This is a genomic window from Bradyrhizobium sp. NBAIM01 (genome assembly GCF_020194115.1).
Taxonomy (GTDB): Bacteria; Pseudomonadota; Alphaproteobacteria; order Rhizobiales; family Xanthobacteraceae; genus Bradyrhizobium; species Bradyrhizobium yuanmingense.
Genome location: NZ_JADYVU010000002.1, coordinates 63,365 through 82,469 on the forward strand (window position 1 = coordinate 63,365; position 19,105 = coordinate 82,469).

Annotated in this window: 17 protein-coding genes; 6 read left to right on the forward strand and 11 right to left on the reverse strand. The window is 65.1% G+C overall.

From position 1 onward, the window contains the following. Positions 1-36 precede the first annotated feature (36 nt). From I6F31_RS06650 to I6F31_RS06680, 7 genes are all read right to left on the reverse strand, one after another. Positions 37-1,434: an NAD(P)(+) transhydrogenase (Re/Si-specific) subunit beta gene (locus I6F31_RS06650; RefSeq protein ID WP_035998685.1), complete on the reverse strand. Its 1,398-nt coding sequence runs from the start codon at positions 1,432-1,434 to the stop codon at positions 37-39. A gap of 39 nt (positions 1,435-1,473) precedes the next feature. Beyond that, positions 1,474-1,791 carry a proton-translocating transhydrogenase family protein gene (locus I6F31_RS06655; RefSeq protein ID WP_035998681.1) on the reverse strand — a complete coding sequence of 106 codons (318 nt, stop codon included), beginning with the start codon at positions 1,789-1,791 and terminating at the stop codon, positions 1,474-1,476. Positions 1,792-1,803: 12 nt separating this feature from the next. Then, positions 1,804-2,931: a Re/Si-specific NAD(P)(+) transhydrogenase subunit alpha gene (locus tag I6F31_RS06660; RefSeq protein ID WP_036021943.1), complete on the reverse strand. Its 1,128-nt coding sequence runs from the start codon at positions 2,929-2,931 to the stop codon at positions 1,804-1,806. Between the two features lie 140 nt (positions 2,932-3,071). Continuing rightward, complete coding sequence (locus I6F31_RS06665; RefSeq protein ID WP_035998674.1) at positions 3,072-3,224, reverse strand: aa3-type cytochrome c oxidase subunit IV; 153 nt, start codon at positions 3,222-3,224, stop codon at positions 3,072-3,074. Positions 3,225-3,321: 97 nt separating this feature from the next. Then, complete coding sequence (locus I6F31_RS06670; protein ID WP_225185173.1) at positions 3,322-3,717, reverse strand: type II toxin-antitoxin system death-on-curing family toxin; 396 nt, start codon at positions 3,715-3,717, stop codon at positions 3,322-3,324. A 12-nt stretch (positions 3,718-3,729) separates the two neighbouring features. Further along, on the reverse strand, positions 3,730-3,954 hold the full coding sequence (locus I6F31_RS06675) for an AbrB family transcriptional regulator (protein ID WP_035998672.1): 225 nt from the start codon (positions 3,952-3,954) through the stop codon (positions 3,730-3,732). A gap of 81 nt (positions 3,955-4,035) precedes the next feature. After that, the gene (locus tag I6F31_RS06680; RefSeq protein WP_225139252.1) at positions 4,036-5,973 is read right to left on the reverse strand and encodes a M3 family oligoendopeptidase; all 1,938 of its coding nucleotides are present in this window, start codon (positions 5,971-5,973) and stop codon (positions 4,036-4,038) included. A gap of 127 nt (positions 5,974-6,100) precedes the next feature. On the opposite strand from I6F31_RS06680, the gene I6F31_RS06690 reads away from it, so the two are divergent. From I6F31_RS06690 to I6F31_RS06700, 3 genes are all read left to right on the forward strand, one after another. After that, positions 6,101-7,597: a sigma-54 dependent transcriptional regulator gene (locus I6F31_RS06690; RefSeq protein WP_225185174.1), complete on the forward strand. Its 1,497-nt coding sequence runs from the start codon at positions 6,101-6,103 to the stop codon at positions 7,595-7,597. 347 nt (positions 7,598-7,944) lie between these two features. Beyond that, positions 7,945-10,113 carry a L,D-transpeptidase family protein gene (locus I6F31_RS06695; protein WP_225139254.1) on the forward strand — a complete coding sequence of 723 codons (2,169 nt, stop codon included), beginning with the start codon at positions 7,945-7,947 and terminating at the stop codon, positions 10,111-10,113. A 284-nt stretch (positions 10,114-10,397) separates the two neighbouring features. After that, entirely contained in the window at positions 10,398-12,005 is a 1,608-nt protein-coding gene (locus I6F31_RS06700) for a DUF882 domain-containing protein (RefSeq protein WP_225185175.1), read from the forward strand. A 49-nt stretch (positions 12,006-12,054) separates the two neighbouring features. Here the strand turns inward: I6F31_RS06700 and I6F31_RS06705 are convergent, their stop codons facing one another. The 3 genes from I6F31_RS06705 to I6F31_RS06715 all read right to left on the reverse strand — a co-directional run bounded on the left by I6F31_RS06705 (position 12,055) and on the right by I6F31_RS06715 (position 14,681). Then, positions 12,055-13,821: an adenylate/guanylate cyclase domain-containing protein gene (locus I6F31_RS06705; RefSeq protein ID WP_035998656.1), complete on the reverse strand. Its 1,767-nt coding sequence runs from the start codon at positions 13,819-13,821 to the stop codon at positions 12,055-12,057. An 86-nt stretch (positions 13,822-13,907) separates the two neighbouring features. Further along, positions 13,908-14,180 carry a DUF2312 domain-containing protein gene (locus tag I6F31_RS06710; RefSeq protein ID WP_018641571.1) on the reverse strand — a complete coding sequence of 91 codons (273 nt, stop codon included), beginning with the start codon at positions 14,178-14,180 and terminating at the stop codon, positions 13,908-13,910. Positions 14,181-14,375: 195 nt separating this feature from the next. Next, on the reverse strand, positions 14,376-14,681 hold the full coding sequence (locus I6F31_RS06715) for a DUF1244 domain-containing protein (protein WP_035998652.1): 306 nt from the start codon (positions 14,679-14,681) through the stop codon (positions 14,376-14,378). 154 nt (positions 14,682-14,835) lie between these two features. Between I6F31_RS06715 and I6F31_RS06720 the strand changes: the two genes are divergently transcribed. From I6F31_RS06720 to I6F31_RS06730, 3 genes are all read left to right on the forward strand, one after another. Then, positions 14,836-15,417 (forward strand): DUF1036 domain-containing protein, encoded by a 582-nt coding sequence (locus I6F31_RS06720; RefSeq protein ID WP_225136421.1) that lies wholly within the window; start codon positions 14,836-14,838, stop codon positions 15,415-15,417. After that, complete coding sequence (gene pyk / locus I6F31_RS06725; RefSeq protein ID WP_035998645.1) at positions 15,414-16,850, forward strand: pyruvate kinase; 1,437 nt, start codon at positions 15,414-15,416, stop codon at positions 16,848-16,850. Before I6F31_RS06720 ends, pyk begins: the two co-directional genes overlap by 4 nt. Before the next feature lie 231 nt (positions 16,851-17,081). Then, positions 17,082-17,993 carry an EamA family transporter gene (locus tag I6F31_RS06730; protein WP_225185176.1) on the forward strand — a complete coding sequence of 304 codons (912 nt, stop codon included), beginning with the start codon at positions 17,082-17,084 and terminating at the stop codon, positions 17,991-17,993. Positions 17,994-18,027: 34 nt separating this feature from the next. Here I6F31_RS06730 and I6F31_RS06735 read toward each other — a convergent pair whose 3' ends face one another. Next, entirely contained in the window at positions 18,028-18,708 is a 681-nt protein-coding gene (locus I6F31_RS06735) for a TetR/AcrR family transcriptional regulator (RefSeq protein WP_057028549.1), read from the reverse strand. Between the last annotated feature and the right edge of the window lie 397 nt (positions 18,709-19,105).

The window sequence follows — 19,105 nt, forward strand, 5'->3', positions numbered from 1 at the left end:
TGCCATTCCTAATTGATGGCCACGGTCCCTCCCCCGTCACATCGCCTTGACGATGTTCTCGGTGACCTTCTTGGCGTCGCCGAGCAGCATCATGGTGTTGTCGCGGTAGAACAGCGGATTGTCGATACCGGCATAGCCCGACGCCAGCGAGCGCTTGATGAACATCACCGTGCCGGCCTTCCAGACCTGGAGCACCGGCATGCCGTAGATCGGCGAAGTCTTGTCCTCTTCGGCCGCCGGGTTGGTGACGTCGTTGGCGCCGATCACGAAGGCAATGTCGGCCTGCGCGAATTCGGAGTTGATGTCCTCGAGCTCGAACACCTCGTCATAGGGCACGTTGGCTTCGGCCAGCAGCACGTTCATGTGGCCGGGCATGCGGCCGGCGACCGGGTGAATGGCGTATTTCACCTCGACGCCTTCCTTCTTGAGCATGTCCGCCATCTCGCGCAGCGCGTGCTGGGCCTGCGCCACCGCCATGCCGTAGCCGGGCACGATGATGACCTTGGAGGCGTTCTTCATGATGAAGGCCGCATCGTCCGCCGAGCCGAGCTTGGCGGGCTTCTGCTCGCCCGTGGCGCCGCCGGCCGCCGCGGTCTCACCGCCGAAGCCGCCGAGGATGACCGAGATGAAGGACCGGTTCATCGCGTGGCACATGATGTAGGACAGGATCGCGCCCGAGGAACCGACCAGCGCGCCGGTGATGATCAGCGCGGAATTGCCGAGCGTGAAGCCGATGCCCGCGGCGGCCCAGCCGGAATAGGAGTTCAGCATCGAGATCACGACCGGCATGTCGGCGCCGCCGATCGGGATGATCATGAGCACGCCGAGCGCCAGCGCGATGATGGTGATCATCCAGAAGTCGAACGCGCCGCCGGTGAGGACGAGACGGACGATGAAGAACACCAGCGCCACGGCCAGCGCGATGTTGATGATGTGGCGGAACGGCAGGATGATCGGCGCGCCGCTCATGCGCGCGGACAGCTTCAGGAAGGCGATCACCGAGCCGGTGAAGGTCAGCGCGCCGATGGCGACACCGAGCGACATTTCGACCAGACTTGATGCATGAATGGCGCCAGGCTTGCCGATGTCGAAGGCCTCAGGCGCGTAGAACGCGCCGGCAGCGACCAGCACCGCGGCCATGCCGACCAGCGAGTGGAAGGCGGCGACCAGTTCCGGCATCGAGGTCATCGGCACGCGGCGGGCGATCACCGCGCCGATGCCGCCGCCGATCGCGACCGCGAGGATCACGAGGACCCAGGCCACGCCATCCGCCGGCGGATGGCTCGCCAGCGTGGTGGCGACCGCGATCGCCATGCCGATCATGCCGAACAGATTGCCCTGGCGCGAGGTTGCCGGGCTCGACAGCCCGCGCAGCGACAGGATGAACAGCACCCCCGCCACGAGATACAAGAATGCAGAGAGATTGGCGCTCATCTCAGGTCCCCATTGATCCCTTCAGCCCGAGGTGGCCGCTTACTTCGACTTCTTCTTGTACATCGCCAGCATGCGCTGGGTGACAAGGAAGCCGCCGAAAATGTTCACGCAGGCGAAGACGAGCGCGACGAAGCCGAAGCCGCGCGCCCAGCCCGAGCCGCTCGAAACCATGCCGACGCCGACCGCGAGCAGCGCGCCGACCACGATCACCGAGGAGATCGCGTTGGTCACGCTCATCAGCGGCGTGTGCAGCGCGGGCGTCACCGACCACACCACGAAATAGCCGACGAAGACGGCGAGGACGAAGATCGACAGCCGGAAGATGAAGGGGTCGACGACCTGTGCAGCGTGCTCCATGGCAATCTCTCCTTAAGCTTTCGGCTGGAAGTTCGGGTGGATCACGGCGCCGTCCTTCGTCAGCGCGGTAGCCTTGACGAGTTCGTCGTCCCAGTTGACGGCGAGCTTCTTCTCTTTCTTGTCGACCATGGTCTCGATGAAGGAGAACAGGTTGCGCGCGTAGAGGCTGGAGGCCGAGGCCGCAACGCGACCCGCAACGTTGGTGTAGCCGACGATCTTGATGCCATCGAGGTCGACGACTTCGCCGGCCTTGGCGCCCTCGACATTGCCGCCGCGTTCGACGGCGAGATCGACCAGCACCGAACCGGGCTTCATCGACTTGACCATGTCGGCACTGACGAGCTTCGGCGCCGGGCGGCCCGGAATCAGCGCGGTGGTGATGACGATGTCCTGCTTCTTGATGTGCTCGGCGGTGAGCGCGGCCTGCTTGGCCTGGTATTCTTTCGACATTTCCTTGGCGTAGCCGCCGGCGGTCTGCGCGTTCTTGAACTCCTCGTCCTCGACGGCGAGGAATTTCGCGCCGAGGGATTCCACCTGCTCCTTGGTGGCGGGCCGCACGTCGGTCGCGGTCACGACGGCGCCGAGACGGCGCGCGGTCGCGATCGCCTGGAGGCCGGCGACGCCGACGCCCATCACGAACACCTTTGCGGCAGGCACGGTGCCGGCTGCGGTCATCATCATCGGAAAGGCGCGGCCGAAGGCTTCGGCGCCCTCGATCACGGCGCGGTAGCCGGCGAGGTTGGCCTGCGAGGACAGCACGTCCATCACCTGCGCTCGGGTGATGCGCGGCATCAATTCCATCGCGAAGGCGGCGATGCCGGCATCGGCCATCGTCTTCAGCGCGGCATCGTTGCCGTAGGGGTCCATGATGGCGATGACGAGGGCGCCGCGCTTGTACTGCGCCAGCTCGGATGCCTCAGGGCGCTTCACCTTGATGATGATGTCGGCGTCCTTGAGCGCGTCAGCGCTGACGGTGGCGCCGACCGCGGTGAATTCGGAATCCGGCAGGCCCGATTTGATGCCGGCACCCGGCTCGACGGCGATCTCGGCGCCCAACGCCTTGAACTTCTTCACCGTATCAGGCGAAGCGGCGACCCGCGGCTCCGACGGATCTATTTCTTTGGCAACGGCGATCTTCATAGGCCCTCCGGCGACGCGGACAAAAACGCGCACGCGAACTTAGCGTTACTCCCGCAACGTTTGGATACCGGTTTTGAAACCGGCTTGTATGCAAATTTAATGAGCAGCCGCCGGCGTTGGCGGATGCAGCCGACGATGGATCAGGTCAGAAAGACCGCCATCAGGATCACGATGAGCGCGACCGAGACCGTGCCGTACTTCACCAGCTTGATGAAGCCCTCATAGGTCTGCTCGTGGGCAACGTAGTCGTTGCCGTCGGCGGTGGTGTACGCCACTTCGCTATGGTCAGCCATGGAATGTCCCCAGTCGAACGTCGAATTCTCGGGCTGGGATACCTGAAAGATTTAGACAGGGCAACGGCACCGAGGCGGGGTTTTCCCGCAAATCGGGTCATTTGGAATTCCAATTGTCCCGGATCCATCGCGTCAGACTCTCCTCACTGACTTCGCCGGCGGCGAGGGAGAGGATGATCGTTGTCGCTTCCGCGGGATCGGGGCTGAAAGCTACGCCGTTCTTGTGAAGAAAAGCCATCATGGCCATGAAGGCAATGCGCTTGTTTCCGTCGACGAATGCATGATTTTTCGCGAGGCCGAACGCATAGGCTGCAGCGAGTTCGTCCAACGGCGCCTGTTCGTAGCGCCATTTATTGATCGGGCGCTCCAGCGCCGAGCGCAGCATGCCTTCGTCGCGCAAGCCCGGCGCACCGCCGAAGCGCCGGAGCTGTCGACCATGAATTGCGACAGCCTGCTCGTAAGTGACCCAGAGCGGCTCCTGAGGATCGCTCATGCGCATCGCCAGCTATTTTGCGAGCGCAGCGAGCGTGTCGCGATACTTATCCATGATCTCGTCGGCGATCTCCATCGTCCGCTCGAAATCGGGGTCGTAGGGCAGCAGCTGAAAACCACCACCAGGCAATTCCACCACATGCAATTGCTGGCCGCGCTTGAGATCGAGGCGCTGCATCAGCTCGCGTGGCAACAGCAAACCATCCGAATTGCCGATCTTCTTGATCTCAATTTTCATGGCTGACCTCCGGCGCGTTATACACTTGTATAACACAACCAACGAGTCGGTTCAACGGCTGTTTTACGGAGGGCGAATGCGTCAGCCCATCGCCTCCAGCTCGTCGATCATTCCGGCGATGACGCTGAGCCCGCCGTCCCAGAATTTCGGGTCCTTCGCATCTAACCCGAATGGCCGCAGCAGCTCGGAATAGTGCTTGGTGCCGCCGGCGGCGAGCATGTCGAGATAGCGCTCGGCGAAACCCTCGGCCGCGTTTTCGTAGACGGCGTAGAGCGAGTTCACGAGACAGTCGCCGAACGCGTAGGCGTAGACGTAAAACGGCGAGTGGATGAAGTGCGGGATGTACATCCAGTAGTTCTCGTAGCCCGCCTTGATCTCGATCGCCGGCCCCAGGCTCTCGCCCTGCACCGACAGCCAGATCTCGCCGAGCCGCGTCGCGGTGAGCTCGCCGTTCTTGCGCTCGGTGTGGACCGCGCGCTCGAAGGAGTAGAACGCGATCTGCCGCACCACGGTGTTGATCATGTCCTCGACCTTGCCGGCGAGCAGCGCCTGGCGCTGCTTCGCGCTCTTGGTCTGGGCCAGCAGCCGCTTGAAGGTGAGCATTTCGCCGAACACGCTCGCGGTCTCCGCCAGGGTCAGCGGCGTCGGCGCCATCAGCGCGCCGTTCTTTGCCGCGAGCACCTGATGGACGCCATGGCCGAGCTCATGCGCGAGCGTCATCACGTCGCGCGGCTTGCCCTGGTAGTTCATGAGAACGTAAGGGTGCGCTGACGGCGTGGTCGGATGCGAGAACGCCCCGGGCACCTTGCCCGGCCGGACCGGCGCGTCGATCCAGCGGTCGGTGAAGAAGCGCTCGGCGATATCGGCCATTTTGGGCGAGAAGCCGCGATAGGCCGTCAGCACCATGCTGCGCGCCTCCGGCCAGGCGATGACATCGGTCGCCGCGAAAGGCAGCGGCGCGTTGCGGTCCCAATAGGCCAGCCGCTTCTTGCCGAACCATTTCGCTTTCAGCGCATAATAGCGATGCGACAGTTTCGGATAGGCTGCGCGCACCGAGGCGACCAGCGCATCGACGACCTCGCGCTCGACACGATTGTTCAGATGGCGGGAATCGGCCACGTCCTTGAAGCCGCGCCAGCGGTCGGAGATGTCCTTGTCCTTGGCGAGCGTGTTGGTGATCAGCGCAAAGGTGCGCTCATTGGCCTTGAAGGTCTTCGCCAGTGCCTCCGCCGCGCTCTTGCGCTTGGCGCCGTCGCGATCCTGCAGCAGATTCAGCGTCGGCTCGATCGCGAGCTCCTTGGCGCCGACCTTGAAGCGGAGGCTGGAGATGGTCTGATCGAACAGCCGGTTGAAGGCTGAATAGCCGGTCTGCGCCTTCTCCAGGAAAAGCTGCTCCAGCTTGTCGTCGAGCTGGTACGGCTTCTCCTTGCGCAGATCCTCGATCCAGGGACCGTAGTGCGCGAGCTCGGCGGCCTGCATCGCGCGATTCAAAATATCGTCATCGATCCGATTGAGCTCGAGCGCGAAGAACAACAGATGCGTGGACGCCGCCGTCAGCCGCTCGGACACGTCGCCGTAAAACTTTGAAATCGCAGGGTCCACACTGTCGCCGGCATGGACGAGCCCGGCATAGGAGCCGAGACGGCCGGCGAGATCGTCGATCGCCTCATAGCGTCGCACCGCCTCGGCGAGCCACTTTCCGCCATCTTCGTTTGCTGTCCCTGTCGCCAGCTTGCCCCTGTAGTCCGTCTCGAAGGCGACGCAGTCGGCATCCATTCTCTCGAGGTCGCGCGCCACCTCCGGCGCCTCGATCCCGGAATAGAGGTCGGCCAGGTTCCACTCCGGAAGCTTGCCGGTCTTGCTCGCAGCTTTGGAGGGTGCAGCTTTGGAGGGCCTTGCCTTGGGGGCGGATTTTTTGGTGCTTGGCTTGCGGAGAGCGGGCTTGCCGGGAGCGGACTTCTTGAGAGCGGACTTGTTCAAGGCAGATTTGTTCAAGGCGGACTTGGAGCGCGAATTCATTGTGTGGGAAACCTGTGTTCAACAATCGCGGCGGCAGGCGGGGGCATCAAGGTTTAAGCGTGCGTTAATCGGCTTCGGCCAGAGTGCCCCGATTCGAGACAGATAGTAGTAGCGTGCGGGGAACACCATGGCTGCCAGTATTTTGATCGCCGACGACGACGCTGTAGCCCGCCGGCTGGTCGAGAACATGGTGCAGAAATGCGGCTATGAGACGGTCGTCGTGGACTCCGGTGACGCCGCAATTGCCGCCCTCACTGCCCCCGACGGACCGGCCATCGACGCCGTCATCCTCGACCTCGTCATGCCCGGCCTCGACGGCATGGGCGTATTGGCGAAGATCCGCGAAGCCGGCCTGAGCGTCCCCGTCATCGTGCAGACCGCTCATGGCGGTATCGACAACGTGATCTCCGCGATGCGCGCGGGCGCGGCCGATTTCGTCGTCAAGCCGGTCGGCGTCGAGCGGCTCCAGGTCTCGCTTCGCAACGCGCTCAACACGTCCGCGCTCAAGGGGGAATTGCAGCGCATCCGTCACAGCCGCGAAGGACGGCTCACCTTCTCCGACATCATCACCCGCTCCGAAGCGATGACGGGCGTGATGCGCGCCGCCCAGAAGGCGGCAAACTCCGCGATCCCCGTGCTGATCGAGGGCGAGTCCGGCGTCGGCAAGGAGATGTTCGCGCGCGCCATCCATGGCAGCGGCGAGCGCAAGGCCAAGCCGTTCGTTGCGGTCAATTGCGGCGCAATTCCCGACAACCTCGTCGAGTCCATCCTGTTCGGCCATGAGAAGGGCGCCTTCACCGGGGCCACCGAGCGGCACACGGGCAAGTTCGTCGAGGCTCATGGCGGCACGCTGTTTCTGGACGAGGTCAGCGAGCTGCCGCTGACGGCGCAGGTAAAGCTGCTGCGTGCGCTCCAGGAGGGCGCCGTGGAATCGGTCGGCGGCCGCAAGCCGCTCAAGGTCGACGTCCGCATCATCTCGGCCACCAATCGCAAGCTGCTGGAGCGGGTGAAGCAGGGACAATTCCGGGAAGACCTGTTCTACCGGCTGCACGTGCTGCCGCTGACGATCCCCTCGCTGCGCGCGCGGCGTGAGGATATCCCGCACCTGCTCAGGCATTTCATCGCGCGCTTTGCCGCCGAGGAGAGCCGCCCGATCACCGGGATCAGCGGCGAGGCGGTGGCCCATCTTGCCCAGCTCGACTGGCCCGGCAACATCCGCCAGCTCGAGAACGCGGTCTATCGCGCCGTGGTGATGAGCGACGGGGACCAGCTTGGTCTCGGCGACTTCCCCCTGCTCGCCTCGCAGGCGCATCCCGTCACGGATATTCCGACCGCTCCGTTGCTGCTCGAGCCGGCGGCGACGCCCTCCGTAGTGTCGGGTAATGAAATACCAATCGCCCCGCTCCCCGCGGTGGGAACGCTGTCTATGCTCACTGCGACCGGCGATGTCCGCCCGCTGGAGGACATGGAGAGCGAGATCATCCGTTTCGCCATCTCGCATTATCGCGGCCAGATGTCCGAAGTGGCTCGCCGACTCAAAATCGGCCGCTCGACGCTCTACCGCAAACTCGACGAGGCCGGGGTTCCCGGGCATGGCGGCAAAAGCGGCGAGGAGACGCATTGAGCCCAGTGCGAACGAAGCTTCGCACGGCGGTGCGAGATCGCTCTAAGCCGTTCGCGTGACGACGGAATTCGTCTGCGATTTGAACCGTGACTTGGAAGTGACAGACAGAGGGAAAAGCGCGTGGCAGAAGCGTACAATCCGTTGCCAAGAGGCTCCCTTGAAGTCAGTTTGTCGTGAGTTGCCCCGGGCAGCGCTGGCCGCAAAATCGGGGCCTGTATATCGTCTGCGTCAGAATCGTTGCGTGCAGGCGTGCAACTTTCGAGAGGCCGGCGCGGTTTAGCCGAAACATCAATAAGCGATAACGAGCTGTTCCATGAAGGAACAGTTCACCCGAGGGGTGCGACACAATGCGTGACTGTTTGAACCACCGTGTGGGCTTTGACCGTGTCTTGATGACGGTCGCGGCGACCTTCCTCACGGTGTCGGCCAGCTCGGCCCTGGCGCAGGATCTGCCGCGCAGCAGCGCCGCGGAACTCGCGATCGAAGCCGCGATCCCGCGCCCCGAACCGGCAAACGTCCCGCCCCCGACTGCAGCCGACATCAAGCTCGACACCACCGCCACGGTGCAGGATTCCACGAAGGACGTCGCAAGGGATTCCGCCAAGGTGAACGTCGCGCCCACGGCGGACAAGGTGGAGACCAAGCCCTCCGACGTTGCCACCACACCCGCGCCGGAAGCGCCGAAGAGCGAGACTGCGAAAACCGAGCCGGCCAAGGCCGACACCGCAACGGCCACGCCGGCGGCTCCCGCAGCACCGGCCGCCGAACCGGTGAAGGCCGCAAGCAACGTGCCCACCGCCGACCAACCGGTCGCCGACAAGCTCAAGGACATCATCGGCGCTAAGACCTCGCGCCATTTCGACCGCAAGAACGAGCGTGCAGCGATTGAGAAGTTCTATGGCGCGCGCGACTTCGCGCCGGTCTGGACGCAAGGCGGCAACCTGACTGCTGCGGCCAAGGGCGTGATCGCACGGCTCAAGGACGCGGCGTCCGACGGTCTCAATCCCGCCGACTATCCGGTGCCGGATTTCGCCGCCACGACCCCCGATGCGCTGGCGGATGCCGAGCTCAAGCTCACCGCCAGCATGTTCGACTATGCCCGCCACGCCCAGAGCGGCCGCATGCATTGGTCGCAGGCCGGCGGCGACATTCTCTATCCCGAGCATCCGGTCGATCCCGGCGAAGTGCTCGCCAAGGTCACGACGGCGGCGGACGCCTCCGCGGCGCTCGAGAGTTACAACCCGCCGCACAAGCTCTACAAGGAGCTGAAGGCCAAGCTCGCCGAGCTGCGCGGCCAGGGCAGCGGTCCGGTGATCGAGATCGCCGACGGCCCTGCGCTGAAATACACCCCTGCCGGCAAGAAGCAGGCTGAGATCGTCGTGGAAGATCCGCGCGTGCCGCAACTGCGCGCCAAGCTCGGCCTCGCCGAGAATGCCAGCGACACCCGCTACGACGCTGCGGTCGCCGAAGCCGTGCGCAAGTTCCAGACCGGCGCCGAGCTGAAGCCGACCGGCATCCTAGACGACAAGACGGTCAAGGCGCTCAACACCCCCAAGCGCGACAAGCAGATCGACGTGGTGCTGGTGAACATGGAGCGCTGGCGCTGGCTGCCGCGCGATCTCGGCGCGCCGGCGCTGGGTGACGCCTATGTCATCCTCAACATTCCCGATTTCACTTTGAAAGTGATGCAACGCGGCCAGCAGGTCTGGACCACACGCGTCGTCACCGGCAAGCCGGGCAAGCAAGCCACCCCGCTCCTCACCGAGACGATGAAGTACATCACGGTGAACCCGACCTGGAATGTGCCGCCATCCATCGTTTACAACGAGTACCTGCCGGCATTGCAGCAGGACCCGACCGTGCTTCAACGCATGGGCCTGAGGCTTGAGCAAAACCGCGACGGCTCGGTGCACATTTCGCAGCCGCCGGGCGAAGCCAACGCGCTCGGCCGCATCCGCTTCAACTTCCCGAACAAGTTCCTCGTCTATCAACACGACACGCCGGACAAGCATTTGTTCGCCAAGGAAGAGCGCGCCTTCAGCCATGGCTGCATGCGCGTGCAGAATCCGGATCAGTACGCCTCCGTTCTGCTCAACATCGTCATGCCGAACGAGAAGTACACGCCGGAGCGCATCCGCAGCATGTACGGCAAAAGCGAGATCGACCTGAAATTCCCGACCCCAATCCCGGTCAACATCACCTATCAGACCGCGTTCGTGGATGAGGCCGGCAAGCTGCAGTTCCGCAAGGACGTCTATGGCCGCGACGCGGCCATGATCAACGTCCTGAAGAACAACCGCGGCAAGGACCTCGAGGCCGTCGTGGCGCATTCCCAGCCGAGCTATTCGCGTCCGGCAACGACGCTGCCCTCCGGAGTGGCCGTGGCCAACAACGGCAGCGGCTTCGGCTCGTCCGGGCCGAACTTCTTCGAGCGGCTGTTCGGGGCGCCCACCCAGGCCGTGCCGCCGGCACCGGTCGGCCGCCGTCCGCAACAGCAGCGGGTGTTTACCCGCTGACGCCCGTCCCGCACTCGTTTTCCTGAAATTCTGCAAGGAAATCAGCGACCCCGTCCCCAGGATGGGGTCGTTGACGTTAACCATGCTGCGACCTGCGATGGGGCGGCGGGCGTTTTTTTGCCACAGTCAACCGCTTAGGATCGTAATCTGACTTGGTTTGGGGGCGAGAAGGTCAACCTCAAATTAACCTTCTCGCTTTAAGAAAGCGTTCATCCTCTTTCGCGCTGCTAACGGGGTTGGCGGGAGAGTCCATTTGAACGCTCGTCGACTGGGTGGGCTCATACGTGCTGACTGGTCTCGCACGCCAATTCGTTGTGCTGTCGTTGTCCCATGCGGGCGTGAAGGCCGGATCCCGGATCGGCCTTGCGGCTGCATTGCTGCTTGCGGCCGCCGGTTCGGTTCATGACGCCGCCGCTCTGAACGAGACCAAGACGCTCTCGTTCCACCACACCCATTCCGGCGAAGACCTCACCGTCACCTTCAAGCGCGACGGGCGCTACGACGAGGCGGCGCTGAAGCAGCTCAACCATTTCCTGCGCGACTGGCGCAGCCAGGAGCAGACGGTCATGGACCGTCGCCTGTTCGACATCCTCTGGGAAGTCTATCGGGACGTCGACGGCAAGCAGCCGATCCAGATCATCTCCTCCTATCGCTCCCCCGCCACCAACGCCATGCTCCGCCGCCGCTCCTCCGGCGTGGCGCGCGCCAGCCAGCACATGCTGGGACATGCGATAGACTTCTACATCCCCGGCGTGCCGCTGGAGCAGATCCGCTTCGCCGGCCTGCGTCTGCAGCGCGGCGGCGTCGGCTTCTATCCCACCTCCGGCTCGCCTTTCGTGCACCTCGACACCGGCAGCGTTCGGCACTGGCCGCGCATGACGCATGACCAGCTCGCCCGCGTGTTCCCGGACGGCAAGACGGTGCATCTGCCGACCGATGGCGTGCCGCTGAAGAACTATGAGCTCGCCAAGGCCGAGATCGAGCGGCGCGGCAGCGGCGATGATGCCGGCAGCAAGCCGAATTTCTTCGCAGCCTTGTTCAGGAGCAAGCCGGCAGCTCCGGCCGCCAGCGACGAGGATGACGAGGGCGCGCCCGCCCCGGCCGCGAAGCCGGCGGCACCGACCGTCGTCGCAGCCGCCGCCAAGCCCGCCGAGCCGGTGCCGACGCCGCGCGCCAAGCCGCAGATCGCCGCCGCGATCCAGCTCGCGTCGGCCGATGCGCAGATCGTCGCGCCGCCCAAGCCGAAGCCCGCGCCCGTGGCTGACAAGCCCGCTTCCGGCAAGCCTGTTGACGGAAAGCCGGAGACCCCGGCCGACATCATCAATGCGCGCGGCTTCTGGGATGACGTTCCGGCCACGCCGCAGCAGGCGACGCCGGCGCAGGTCGCCGCGCTGAAGGCGCGCCAGGCGCTGGCCGCGGCCACCGATCCGCAACCGACCGCGAGCGTGTCCAACGCGGCCCTGCAAGCCCTGGCTTACGCGCCGGCGGCGTCCCCGGTCGACCGCGGCAATGTCGTCGCCGCCTCGGCGCCGATCCCGCGCACCACCCGCCCCCGCAGCTTGGCTCAGGCGCCGGAGATCAACAGCGTGGTCGGCAAGAGCGTCGACGGCAGGGTCGCAACCGCGACCCGCCTGTCTGCGGCCAAGGGCGAGAGCATCTGGCTCAAGATCGTGATGCTGTCGCCGAGCGCCAGCCACGCGATGTCGGTGACGCTGATGGGCGAGCTCGATACCGCGGCGCTGCGCGGCTATTTCGTCAAGCCGCGCTCCGTGATCGCGATGGGCTTCTCCGACGACCCGATGCAGGGCCTGTCCTGCGACATTTTCTCGGGCAGCGCGACCGCAAAGCTCGAGACGACGTCGTTCGTCGTGCGCACCGCCGCGCTGCGCTGAGTCCTCTGTACCAGCAAAGCTCTCTCTGTTCGTCCTTGCCCGGGGTTGATCAAGCCGGCAAGCCGGCCGCGATGAGGCCGGCCTCGTGACGCTGCCGGTCGGGCTCGCGCTTATAGTGCAGCGTCGCAAGATAAGCTGCCACCGAGAATCCCGGTTCGCGCTTCAAGACCTCGGCGGCGTGAGCGCCGGCCGCGATCGCGTTCTTCATCTGCGCGAATGTCGCCGCCAGGAACGCATGATGGGTATAGTCGGGGCGCGTGATCCTTGAAAACGCCTCGGCGGCCTCGGCGTATTTCTCCGCGCAATAATAGGCGCGGCCCAGATGGCTCCAGAAGCGCTCGGGATGATAGGGGTTGAGACGCATCGCTTTCCTGATCCAGTCGATGCCTTCCTCCGGCAGGCCCAGCCAGGTCAGAAGCTCTCCCTGTTGCACGACGACGAGGTCGTAGTTGGGATTGAGGGCGAGTGCACGCTCCTGGTGATAGGTGGCCTTTTCGTAGTCGTGTCGCGTCAGATTCAGCGCGGCGAGAATTCGGTGCACGTCCGCGTCGTTGTCGTCGAGCGCCAACGCAATTTCCAGCTCCGAAGCAACCTGCTCGAAGGTCGCCTCGCGGTCGGCGCACCAGCCATAGATCCAGCACTGACCGAGCACGCATGCCTTCCAGGCATGAGCGTGGGCATAGTTCGGATCCATCGCCAGCGCGCGGTTGAGCAGCGTCTGCGCCTGAGCGTTGTCGTCGCGGGTTGACCGATGATGCAGGAGCTTTGCAGCCAGCACGCATTCGTAAGCGGGCATGTTGTCGGTCGGCTTGCGCTTGGTGCGGTCGTGCGTTGCGGCTTCTACTCGCCCCGGCAACGTCGCCACGATCGCGCGGGTCATCTCGTCCTGGATGGCGAAGATATCCCGGAGCTCGCGGTCGTAACGTTCGGCCCAGATATGGCGGTCGGTCTCTGCATCGATCAGCTGCACGGTGACGCGGACGCGCTCGCCGGCCTTGCGAACGCTGCCCTCGATGACATAGTCGACTCCGAACTCACGGCCGATGTCCTGGACCTTTACGGCCTTTCCCTTGTAGACGAACGTCGAGTTGCGGGAGATGACGAGCAGGTCGTGGAAGCGCGAAAGCTCGGTGATGATGTCCTCGGTGAGACCGTCAGCGAAGAACTCCTGCTCCGGATCGCCGCTCATATTGGCGAACGGCAGCACGGCGATGGACGGCTTCTTCGAAACACCCGGCGGCGTCAGAGCACGATTGGACCCGTCAGGCAGGCTTGCGGGCCCCTCCGCCAGCCGAATGCGGAAGATGCGGATTGGACGGGCGATGTTCTTGACGCTCTGTTCACCGAGATCGTCGAACTGAACGCCGTCGAGCCGGTCGCCGACCTGATCGCGCACCGCGCCGGAGACGCAGATTCCTCCGGGCTCGGCCAGCGTCTCCAGCCGCGCCGCGACGTTGACGCCATCGCCGAATATGTCGTTCTGATCGACGATGACGTCGCCGAGATTGATGCCGATGCGGAATTGGATCCACCGCGGCGGCGGGACGTCGGCATTGCGCCGCGCCATGCGGCGCTGAACCTCGGCCGCACATAGCACGGCATCGACGACGCTGTGGAATTCCGCGAGCATGCCGTCGCCGGTCGTCTTGATGATACGGCCGCGATTCTTGGCAATGGCAGGATCGATGAGCTCGACACGATGGGTCTTGAGGCGCGCAAGAGTGCCGGCCTCGTCGACCTCCATCAGCCGGCTGAAGCCGACCATGTCGGCAGCGAGAACCGCGGCAAGCCTGCGCTCTGGTCCCGGCACATCCATCGCTCGGTCCCTTCACCGAGCAACCTAGCAGATGCCGAGATTTTGCCCAAGCTTGGTGCGCTGCAACGCCGACCGGGCGGGGCGCCTCAGAGCATCCCCAGCGCCTGCATGTAGGTCTCGAGGATGGTCTCTGCCTCGGCGCGCTCGTTGGGGTCCTGCTTGCGCAGGCGCACGATGGTGCGCAGCGCCTTGACGTCGTAGCCGTTGCCCTTGCTTTCGGCATAGACGTCGCGGATGTCGTCGGAGATCGCCTTCTTCTCTTCCTCCAGCCGCTCGATGCGCTCGATGATGGATTTGAGCTGGTCCTTGGCGAATTTCGTCGCGGGCTCGTCGTCGCGGACGGCGGCGGAGGTGGCCATCTTGGTACTCCCAATGGAACTGGCAAAACGAGGTGACGCCGGCATCCCTCACCGCGCGTGCTGGGTAGACCCTTAGGGTCGGCGCTCCCAGCGTTCAAGCAAGCATCACGCTCGTCCACAGCGCGCCCACACCTTCCTGCGCCGACACACAGAAAGCTGTTGTGTGGTGCGACTCAGGGCTCGGCGATGGGCCGTTCAATGCCCGTGGGGATGGACCTTCTTCATCGCCTCGAGCTGCTCGGGCGTGGCCGTGCCCTGGTGCTTCGCCTTCCAGGTCTCATAGGGCATGCCGTAGACGGCTTCCCGGCTCTCGTCCTTGCTCAAGGCGACGCCCTGGGCGTCCGCGGCGTCCTTGAGCCAGTTGGACAGGCAATTGCGGCAGAAGCCGGCCAGATTCATCAGGTCGATGTTCTGGACGTCGGTGCGGCTCCGCAGATGCTCGACCAGGCGCCGAAAAGCGGCCGCCTCGAGCTCCGTTCTGGTTTTGTCGTCGATTGCCATGGCTGTCTTTCCTCAAGGTCCGTTCCGGGGCAGGGTTACGGGATCAGGTGGGTCTTGTCACAGATTTTGCCATATCGCGGCGCAAAGGGGCCACTGCCCGGCTGCCCCCGGCCCAACGCCAAATCGTCAATGATCTGGTATAGCTTCCGCGACAATGACTGCCGAATCTCCCCACTCCCCGCTTTACCTGCTCGCCCGGTTGGTCCCGGTGCTGGTGGTCGCCCTGGCGTGCCTCTACGCCGGCCCGGCCTCCGCCGATTTCCGCCTCTGCAACAACACGTCGAGCCGGGTCGGGATCGCGCTCGGCTACAAGGACGCCGAGGGCTGGACCACCGAGGGCTGGTGGAACATCTCGTCCCGTTCCTGCGAGACGCTGCTGCGCGGCACGCTGGTCGCCCGGTACTACTACATCTACGCCATCGACTACGACCGCGGCGGCGAATGGTCGGGCCAAGCCTTCATGTGCTCCCGCGACAAGGAGTTCACCATCCGCGGCACCGAGGATTGCCTGGCCCGCGGCTATGACCGCACCGGCTATTTCGAGGTCGACACCGGCGAGCAGCGCGCCTGGACGGTGCAGCTGACCGACGCCAACGAACAGCCGGCGCAGCAGCGCGTGCCTGGCCTGCCCGGCCCGGTGGGCCCGGGCGGCGTTCCGGGTTTGCCCAATAGCCCGCCCGGTGCTACGCCCCCGGGCTCGCCCGGCCTGCCACCCCCGTCTGGAAATAAGCCATGAGGCGCCTTCGCCGTATCAAGATTCTCGCGACCCTGGGACCAGCCTCTTCAGACCTCGCGATGATCCGTCGCCTGTTCGAGGCCGGCGCCGACCTGTTCCGCATCAACATGAGCCACACCCCGCATGACAAGATGCGGGAGCTGGTGGCGACGATCCGCAACGTCGAGAGCAGCTACGGCCGGCCGATCGGCATCCTGGTCGACCTGCAGGGCCCGAAGCTGAGACTGGGCGCCTTTGCCGAAGGGGCGATCCAGCTCCAGAACGGGCAGACCTTCACGCTGGATTCCGACAAGACGCCCGGCGATGCCACGCGCGTCCAGCTCCCGCATCCGGAGATCCTGGCGGCGCTCAGGCCCGGCCATGCGCTGCTGCTCGACGACGGCAAGGTGCGGCTGATCGCGGAGGAGACCTCGAAGGAGCATGCGGTGACGCGTGTCGTGGTCGGCGGCAAGATGAGCGACCGCAAGGGCGTCAGCCTGCCCGACACCGACCTGCCGGTCTCGGCGATGACGCCCAAGGACCGCGCTGACCTCGAGGCCGCGCTCGTCACCGGCGTCGACTGGATCGCGCTGTCCTTCGTGCAGCGCGCCGACGACGTCATCGAGGCCAAGAAGATGATCCGCGGCCGGGCCGCCGTGATGGCCAAGATCGAGAAGCCGCAGGCGATCGACCGCCTCGCCGACATCATCGAGGCTTCCGATGCGCTGATGGTGGCGCGCGGCGACCTCGGCGTCGAGCTGCCGCTGGAGCGGGTGCCGAGCCTGCAGAAGCAGATGACGCGGATGGCGCGCCGCGCCGGCAAGCCGGTGGTGATCGCGACCCAGATGCTGGAATCGATGATCCAGTCGCCGGTGCCGACCCGCGCCGAAGTCTCCGACGTCGCCACCGCGGTCTATGAGGGCGCCGACGCCATCATGCTGTCGGCGGAATCGGCGGCCGGCAAATTCCCGGTCGAGGCGGTCTCGACCATGAACCGCATCGGCGAGGAGGTCGAGCGCGATCCGACCTACCGTTCGGTGATCATGGCCCAACGTCCGGCGCCGGAATCCACCGCGGGCGATGCCATCGCCGACGCCGCGCGGCAGATCGCCGAGACGCTCGACCTGCCGGCCTTGATCTGCTGGACCTCATCGGGCTCGACCGCCGTGCGCGTGGCGCGCGAGCGGCCGAAGCCGCCGATCGTGGCGATCACGCCGAACATCACCGCCGGCCGCCGGCTCGCGGTCGCCTGGGGCGTGCATTGCGTGGTGGCGGAGGACGCGCGCGACCAGGACGACATGGTGAGCCGCGCCGGCCAGATCGCCTTCCGCGACGGTTTCGTCCGCGCCGGCCAGCGCGTCATCATCGTCGCCGGCGTGCCGCTCGGCATCCCCGGCACCACCAACATGGTGCGCATCGCCTCGGTCGGCCCCGAGGGCGACGCCAACATGTGAGGCCCGCCGGGGGCGGCCAAACAAAAAGTCGAAAAACAACCCCATGCACAGTAGCCGGCCGCTCGGCCGGACCTTGCCGGGGTTTTGCGAAAAGACACGCTCGGGCAATGGCCTGAGCGCGATCAGGTCGCCTTTTGGCTCGCGGCGCGATTTCTTCAGGTCCCGACCAGCGCCGTGTTCGCAGGCAGCAGCGTCTGCTGCACCAGGCCGCTATCGCTAGGAACCGGTTATATGGCCACCACCGTAGAATCCGAAGCCCGCGCCCGCCCGACGCTGGGCATCGTGCTCATGGCGGCCGCGATGCTTTCGATCCCGCTGGTCGATGGGATCGCCAAATATCTGAGCGCCGACTATTCGCCGCTCTTCATCGCCTGGGCGCGCTACGCCGTGGCAAGCGCCGTCGTCCTTCCGGTGGCCGCGATCAGGTACAAAGGAGAGATCTTTCCCGCCGAACGGCGCCCCTCCCATATGCTGCGGACGGTGTTCCTCGTCACCGGGATGACACTTTACTTCCTGTCCATCGCGACCGTTCCGCTGGCTACAGCCGTCAGCGCCTATTTCGTGGGGCCGGTCATCGCGGTCGCGCTCGCCGCCATGGTCCTGAAGGAGCGTTTGACGCAACGAAAGATCGCGAGCCTGGCGCTGGGCTTCACCGGCGCCATCGTCATTCTGCGCCCGGACGGCGACATCGAGCCCGGCATCCTGCTGGCGCTCGGCGCCGGGCTAACGTTCGCGCTCTATCTGATCGCAACGCGGCAGGCTTCTCTGGTCAGCGATCCCGTCAAGACGCTCGCCTTCCAGTGTGTCGTCGGCATGGTGCTCCTGACGCCACAAGCCATCTTGACCTGGACCACACCGGCTTGGGACGCTGTCCTGTTCTTTCTGGCTTTGGGTGCGCTCTCTGCTGTCAGTCATGTCCTGTCCATCGCGGCATTTCGCTTCGCCGAAGCGTCCACCCTGTCGCCGCTGGTCTATCTCGAACTGCTGGGGTCCACAGCCATCGGCTATCTTGTCTTCAAGGATATCCCGCAAGGCTCCACGATCGCCGGAGCCGTCCTCATTGTGACCGCCGGGCTCATTCTTCTGAAGCGTCCCACCGGGGTTGATCAGTCCGGCCGGGAAAATGCTGATGTAGCAGGATAACAGCGGGCCCGGGCGATCCCGGTGGCGGGTCGGCTCAGGCGCCGACCAGTGCCTTGGTCGTCGGCAGCAGCGTCTGCTGCACCACGAGGCCGCGGGCACGAGCGTCCATGACGCCGACGGCGCGCAGCGCCAGCAGGGTCACGGTCTGCACCGCATCGCGCATCTTGACGGGATCATCGAGATTGTCGGGCGCGAGCGGGCCGACCAGGGCCTCATGCAGCGCTCCGAGCAAGGCGGTGGCGGCGAGCGCGGTGTCCTGCGCCGGCAGATGGCCGGCACGCACGGCGGCGTCGATCCGCGAGGCGATCTCGCCGGCGATCTCGCGCCGGCTGGCAAGGCGCGAGGCGCTGACATCGACATCGACCGGCTCGGCCAGGATGCCCCAGGCCAGCCTGCGCTGCGACAGCGTATGCACCGCCACCGTGGTCACGGCGGCCGCCAGCGCCGAGGACGGCCCCGGCGCGGCATCTGCCGCTCTTCGGATCGCCGCGAGCTCGTCGCGGGAGACCTCGGCAATGAGCTCGGAGATCAGCTCGGCCTTGGAGGGGAAATAGCGGTAGACGGTGCCGGCCGCGACATTGGCCCGGACCGCGACCGGCGCGATCTGCACCGCCGCCATCCCGCCTTCCGCCGCCGCCTCCCGCGCCGCCGCCAGTATGGCGCTGCGCCGCGCCGCAAGGCGCTTCACCACTTGATGCGTCCGCCGATAAACCATGGCGCGCTTCCTGTCCCACACGCCGGCCGCACGCCCTGCGGCCGAACGCTTCTCACGCAATAGATGCAAATCGCCCCGCAAGGACTGAACAACTATTCAGGGTGAATGACAAGATGCAAATGCGTGGGTCGTCATGGTGGGCGGACGGAGGCGTCAAGCTGCGTCGGCGGGCGCGTGGGCTTCGTTCTGCAACGCACTCCGCCCTCGTTCCCGTTTCCGACATCCACAATCTCTAGGTGTCAAATCAGAAAATTCTCGCAAAGATTCATGCAACCTTAACTGGCTACCCGTAGTCCTACGGTTGTAAATTGGAATTCGGCAATGCATTTCACGAGCGGGCTTTCTGCGGTTCAGCGGCCCGGCTCTGCTCGTGATGTTCCCGGCGCCGATGGCGCCT

Bases quoted from the DNA above. Each gene is read 5' to 3' on its own strand.
- I6F31_RS06650 (WP_035998685.1), bottom strand. From the start codon at position 1,434: ATGAGCGCCAATCTCTCTGCATTCTTGTATCTCGTGGCGGGGGTGCTG.
- I6F31_RS06655 (WP_035998681.1), bottom strand. From the start codon at position 1,791: ATGGAGCACGCTGCACAGGTCGTCGACCCCTTCATCTTCCGGCTGTCG.
- I6F31_RS06660 (WP_036021943.1), bottom strand. From the start codon at position 2,931: ATGAAGATCGCCGTTGCCAAAGAAATAGATCCGTCGGAGCCGCGGGTC.
- I6F31_RS06665 (WP_035998674.1), bottom strand. From the start codon at position 3,224: ATGGCTGACCATAGCGAAGTGGCGTACACCACCGCCGACGGCAACGAC.
- I6F31_RS06670 (WP_225185173.1), bottom strand. From the start codon at position 3,717: ATGAGCGATCCTCAGGAGCCGCTCTGGGTCACTTACGAGCAGGCTGTC.
- I6F31_RS06675 (WP_035998672.1), bottom strand. From the start codon at position 3,954: ATGAAAATTGAGATCAAGAAGATCGGCAATTCGGATGGTTTGCTGTTG.
- I6F31_RS06680 (WP_225139252.1), bottom strand. From the start codon at position 5,973: ATGAATTCGCGCTCCAAGTCCGCCTTGAACAAATCTGCCTTGAACAAG.
- I6F31_RS06690 (WP_225185174.1), top strand. From the start codon at position 6,101: ATGGCTGCCAGTATTTTGATCGCCGACGACGACGCTGTAGCCCGCCGG.
- I6F31_RS06695 (WP_225139254.1), top strand. From the start codon at position 7,945: ATGCGTGACTGTTTGAACCACCGTGTGGGCTTTGACCGTGTCTTGATG.
- I6F31_RS06705 (WP_035998656.1), bottom strand. From the start codon at position 13,821: ATGGATGTGCCGGGACCAGAGCGCAGGCTTGCCGCGGTTCTCGCTGCC.
- I6F31_RS06710 (WP_018641571.1), bottom strand. From the start codon at position 14,180: ATGGCCACCTCCGCCGCCGTCCGCGACGACGAGCCCGCGACGAAATTC.
- I6F31_RS06715 (WP_035998652.1), bottom strand. From the start codon at position 14,681: ATGGCAATCGACGACAAAACCAGAACGGAGCTCGAGGCGGCCGCTTTT.
- I6F31_RS06720 (WP_225136421.1), top strand. From the start codon at position 14,836: ATGACTGCCGAATCTCCCCACTCCCCGCTTTACCTGCTCGCCCGGTTG.
- pyk (WP_035998645.1), top strand. From the start codon at position 15,414: ATGAGGCGCCTTCGCCGTATCAAGATTCTCGCGACCCTGGGACCAGCC.
- I6F31_RS06730 (WP_225185176.1), top strand. From the start codon at position 17,082: ATGGCCACCACCGTAGAATCCGAAGCCCGCGCCCGCCCGACGCTGGGC.
- I6F31_RS06735 (WP_057028549.1), bottom strand. From the start codon at position 18,708: ATGGTTTATCGGCGGACGCATCAAGTGGTGAAGCGCCTTGCGGCGCGG.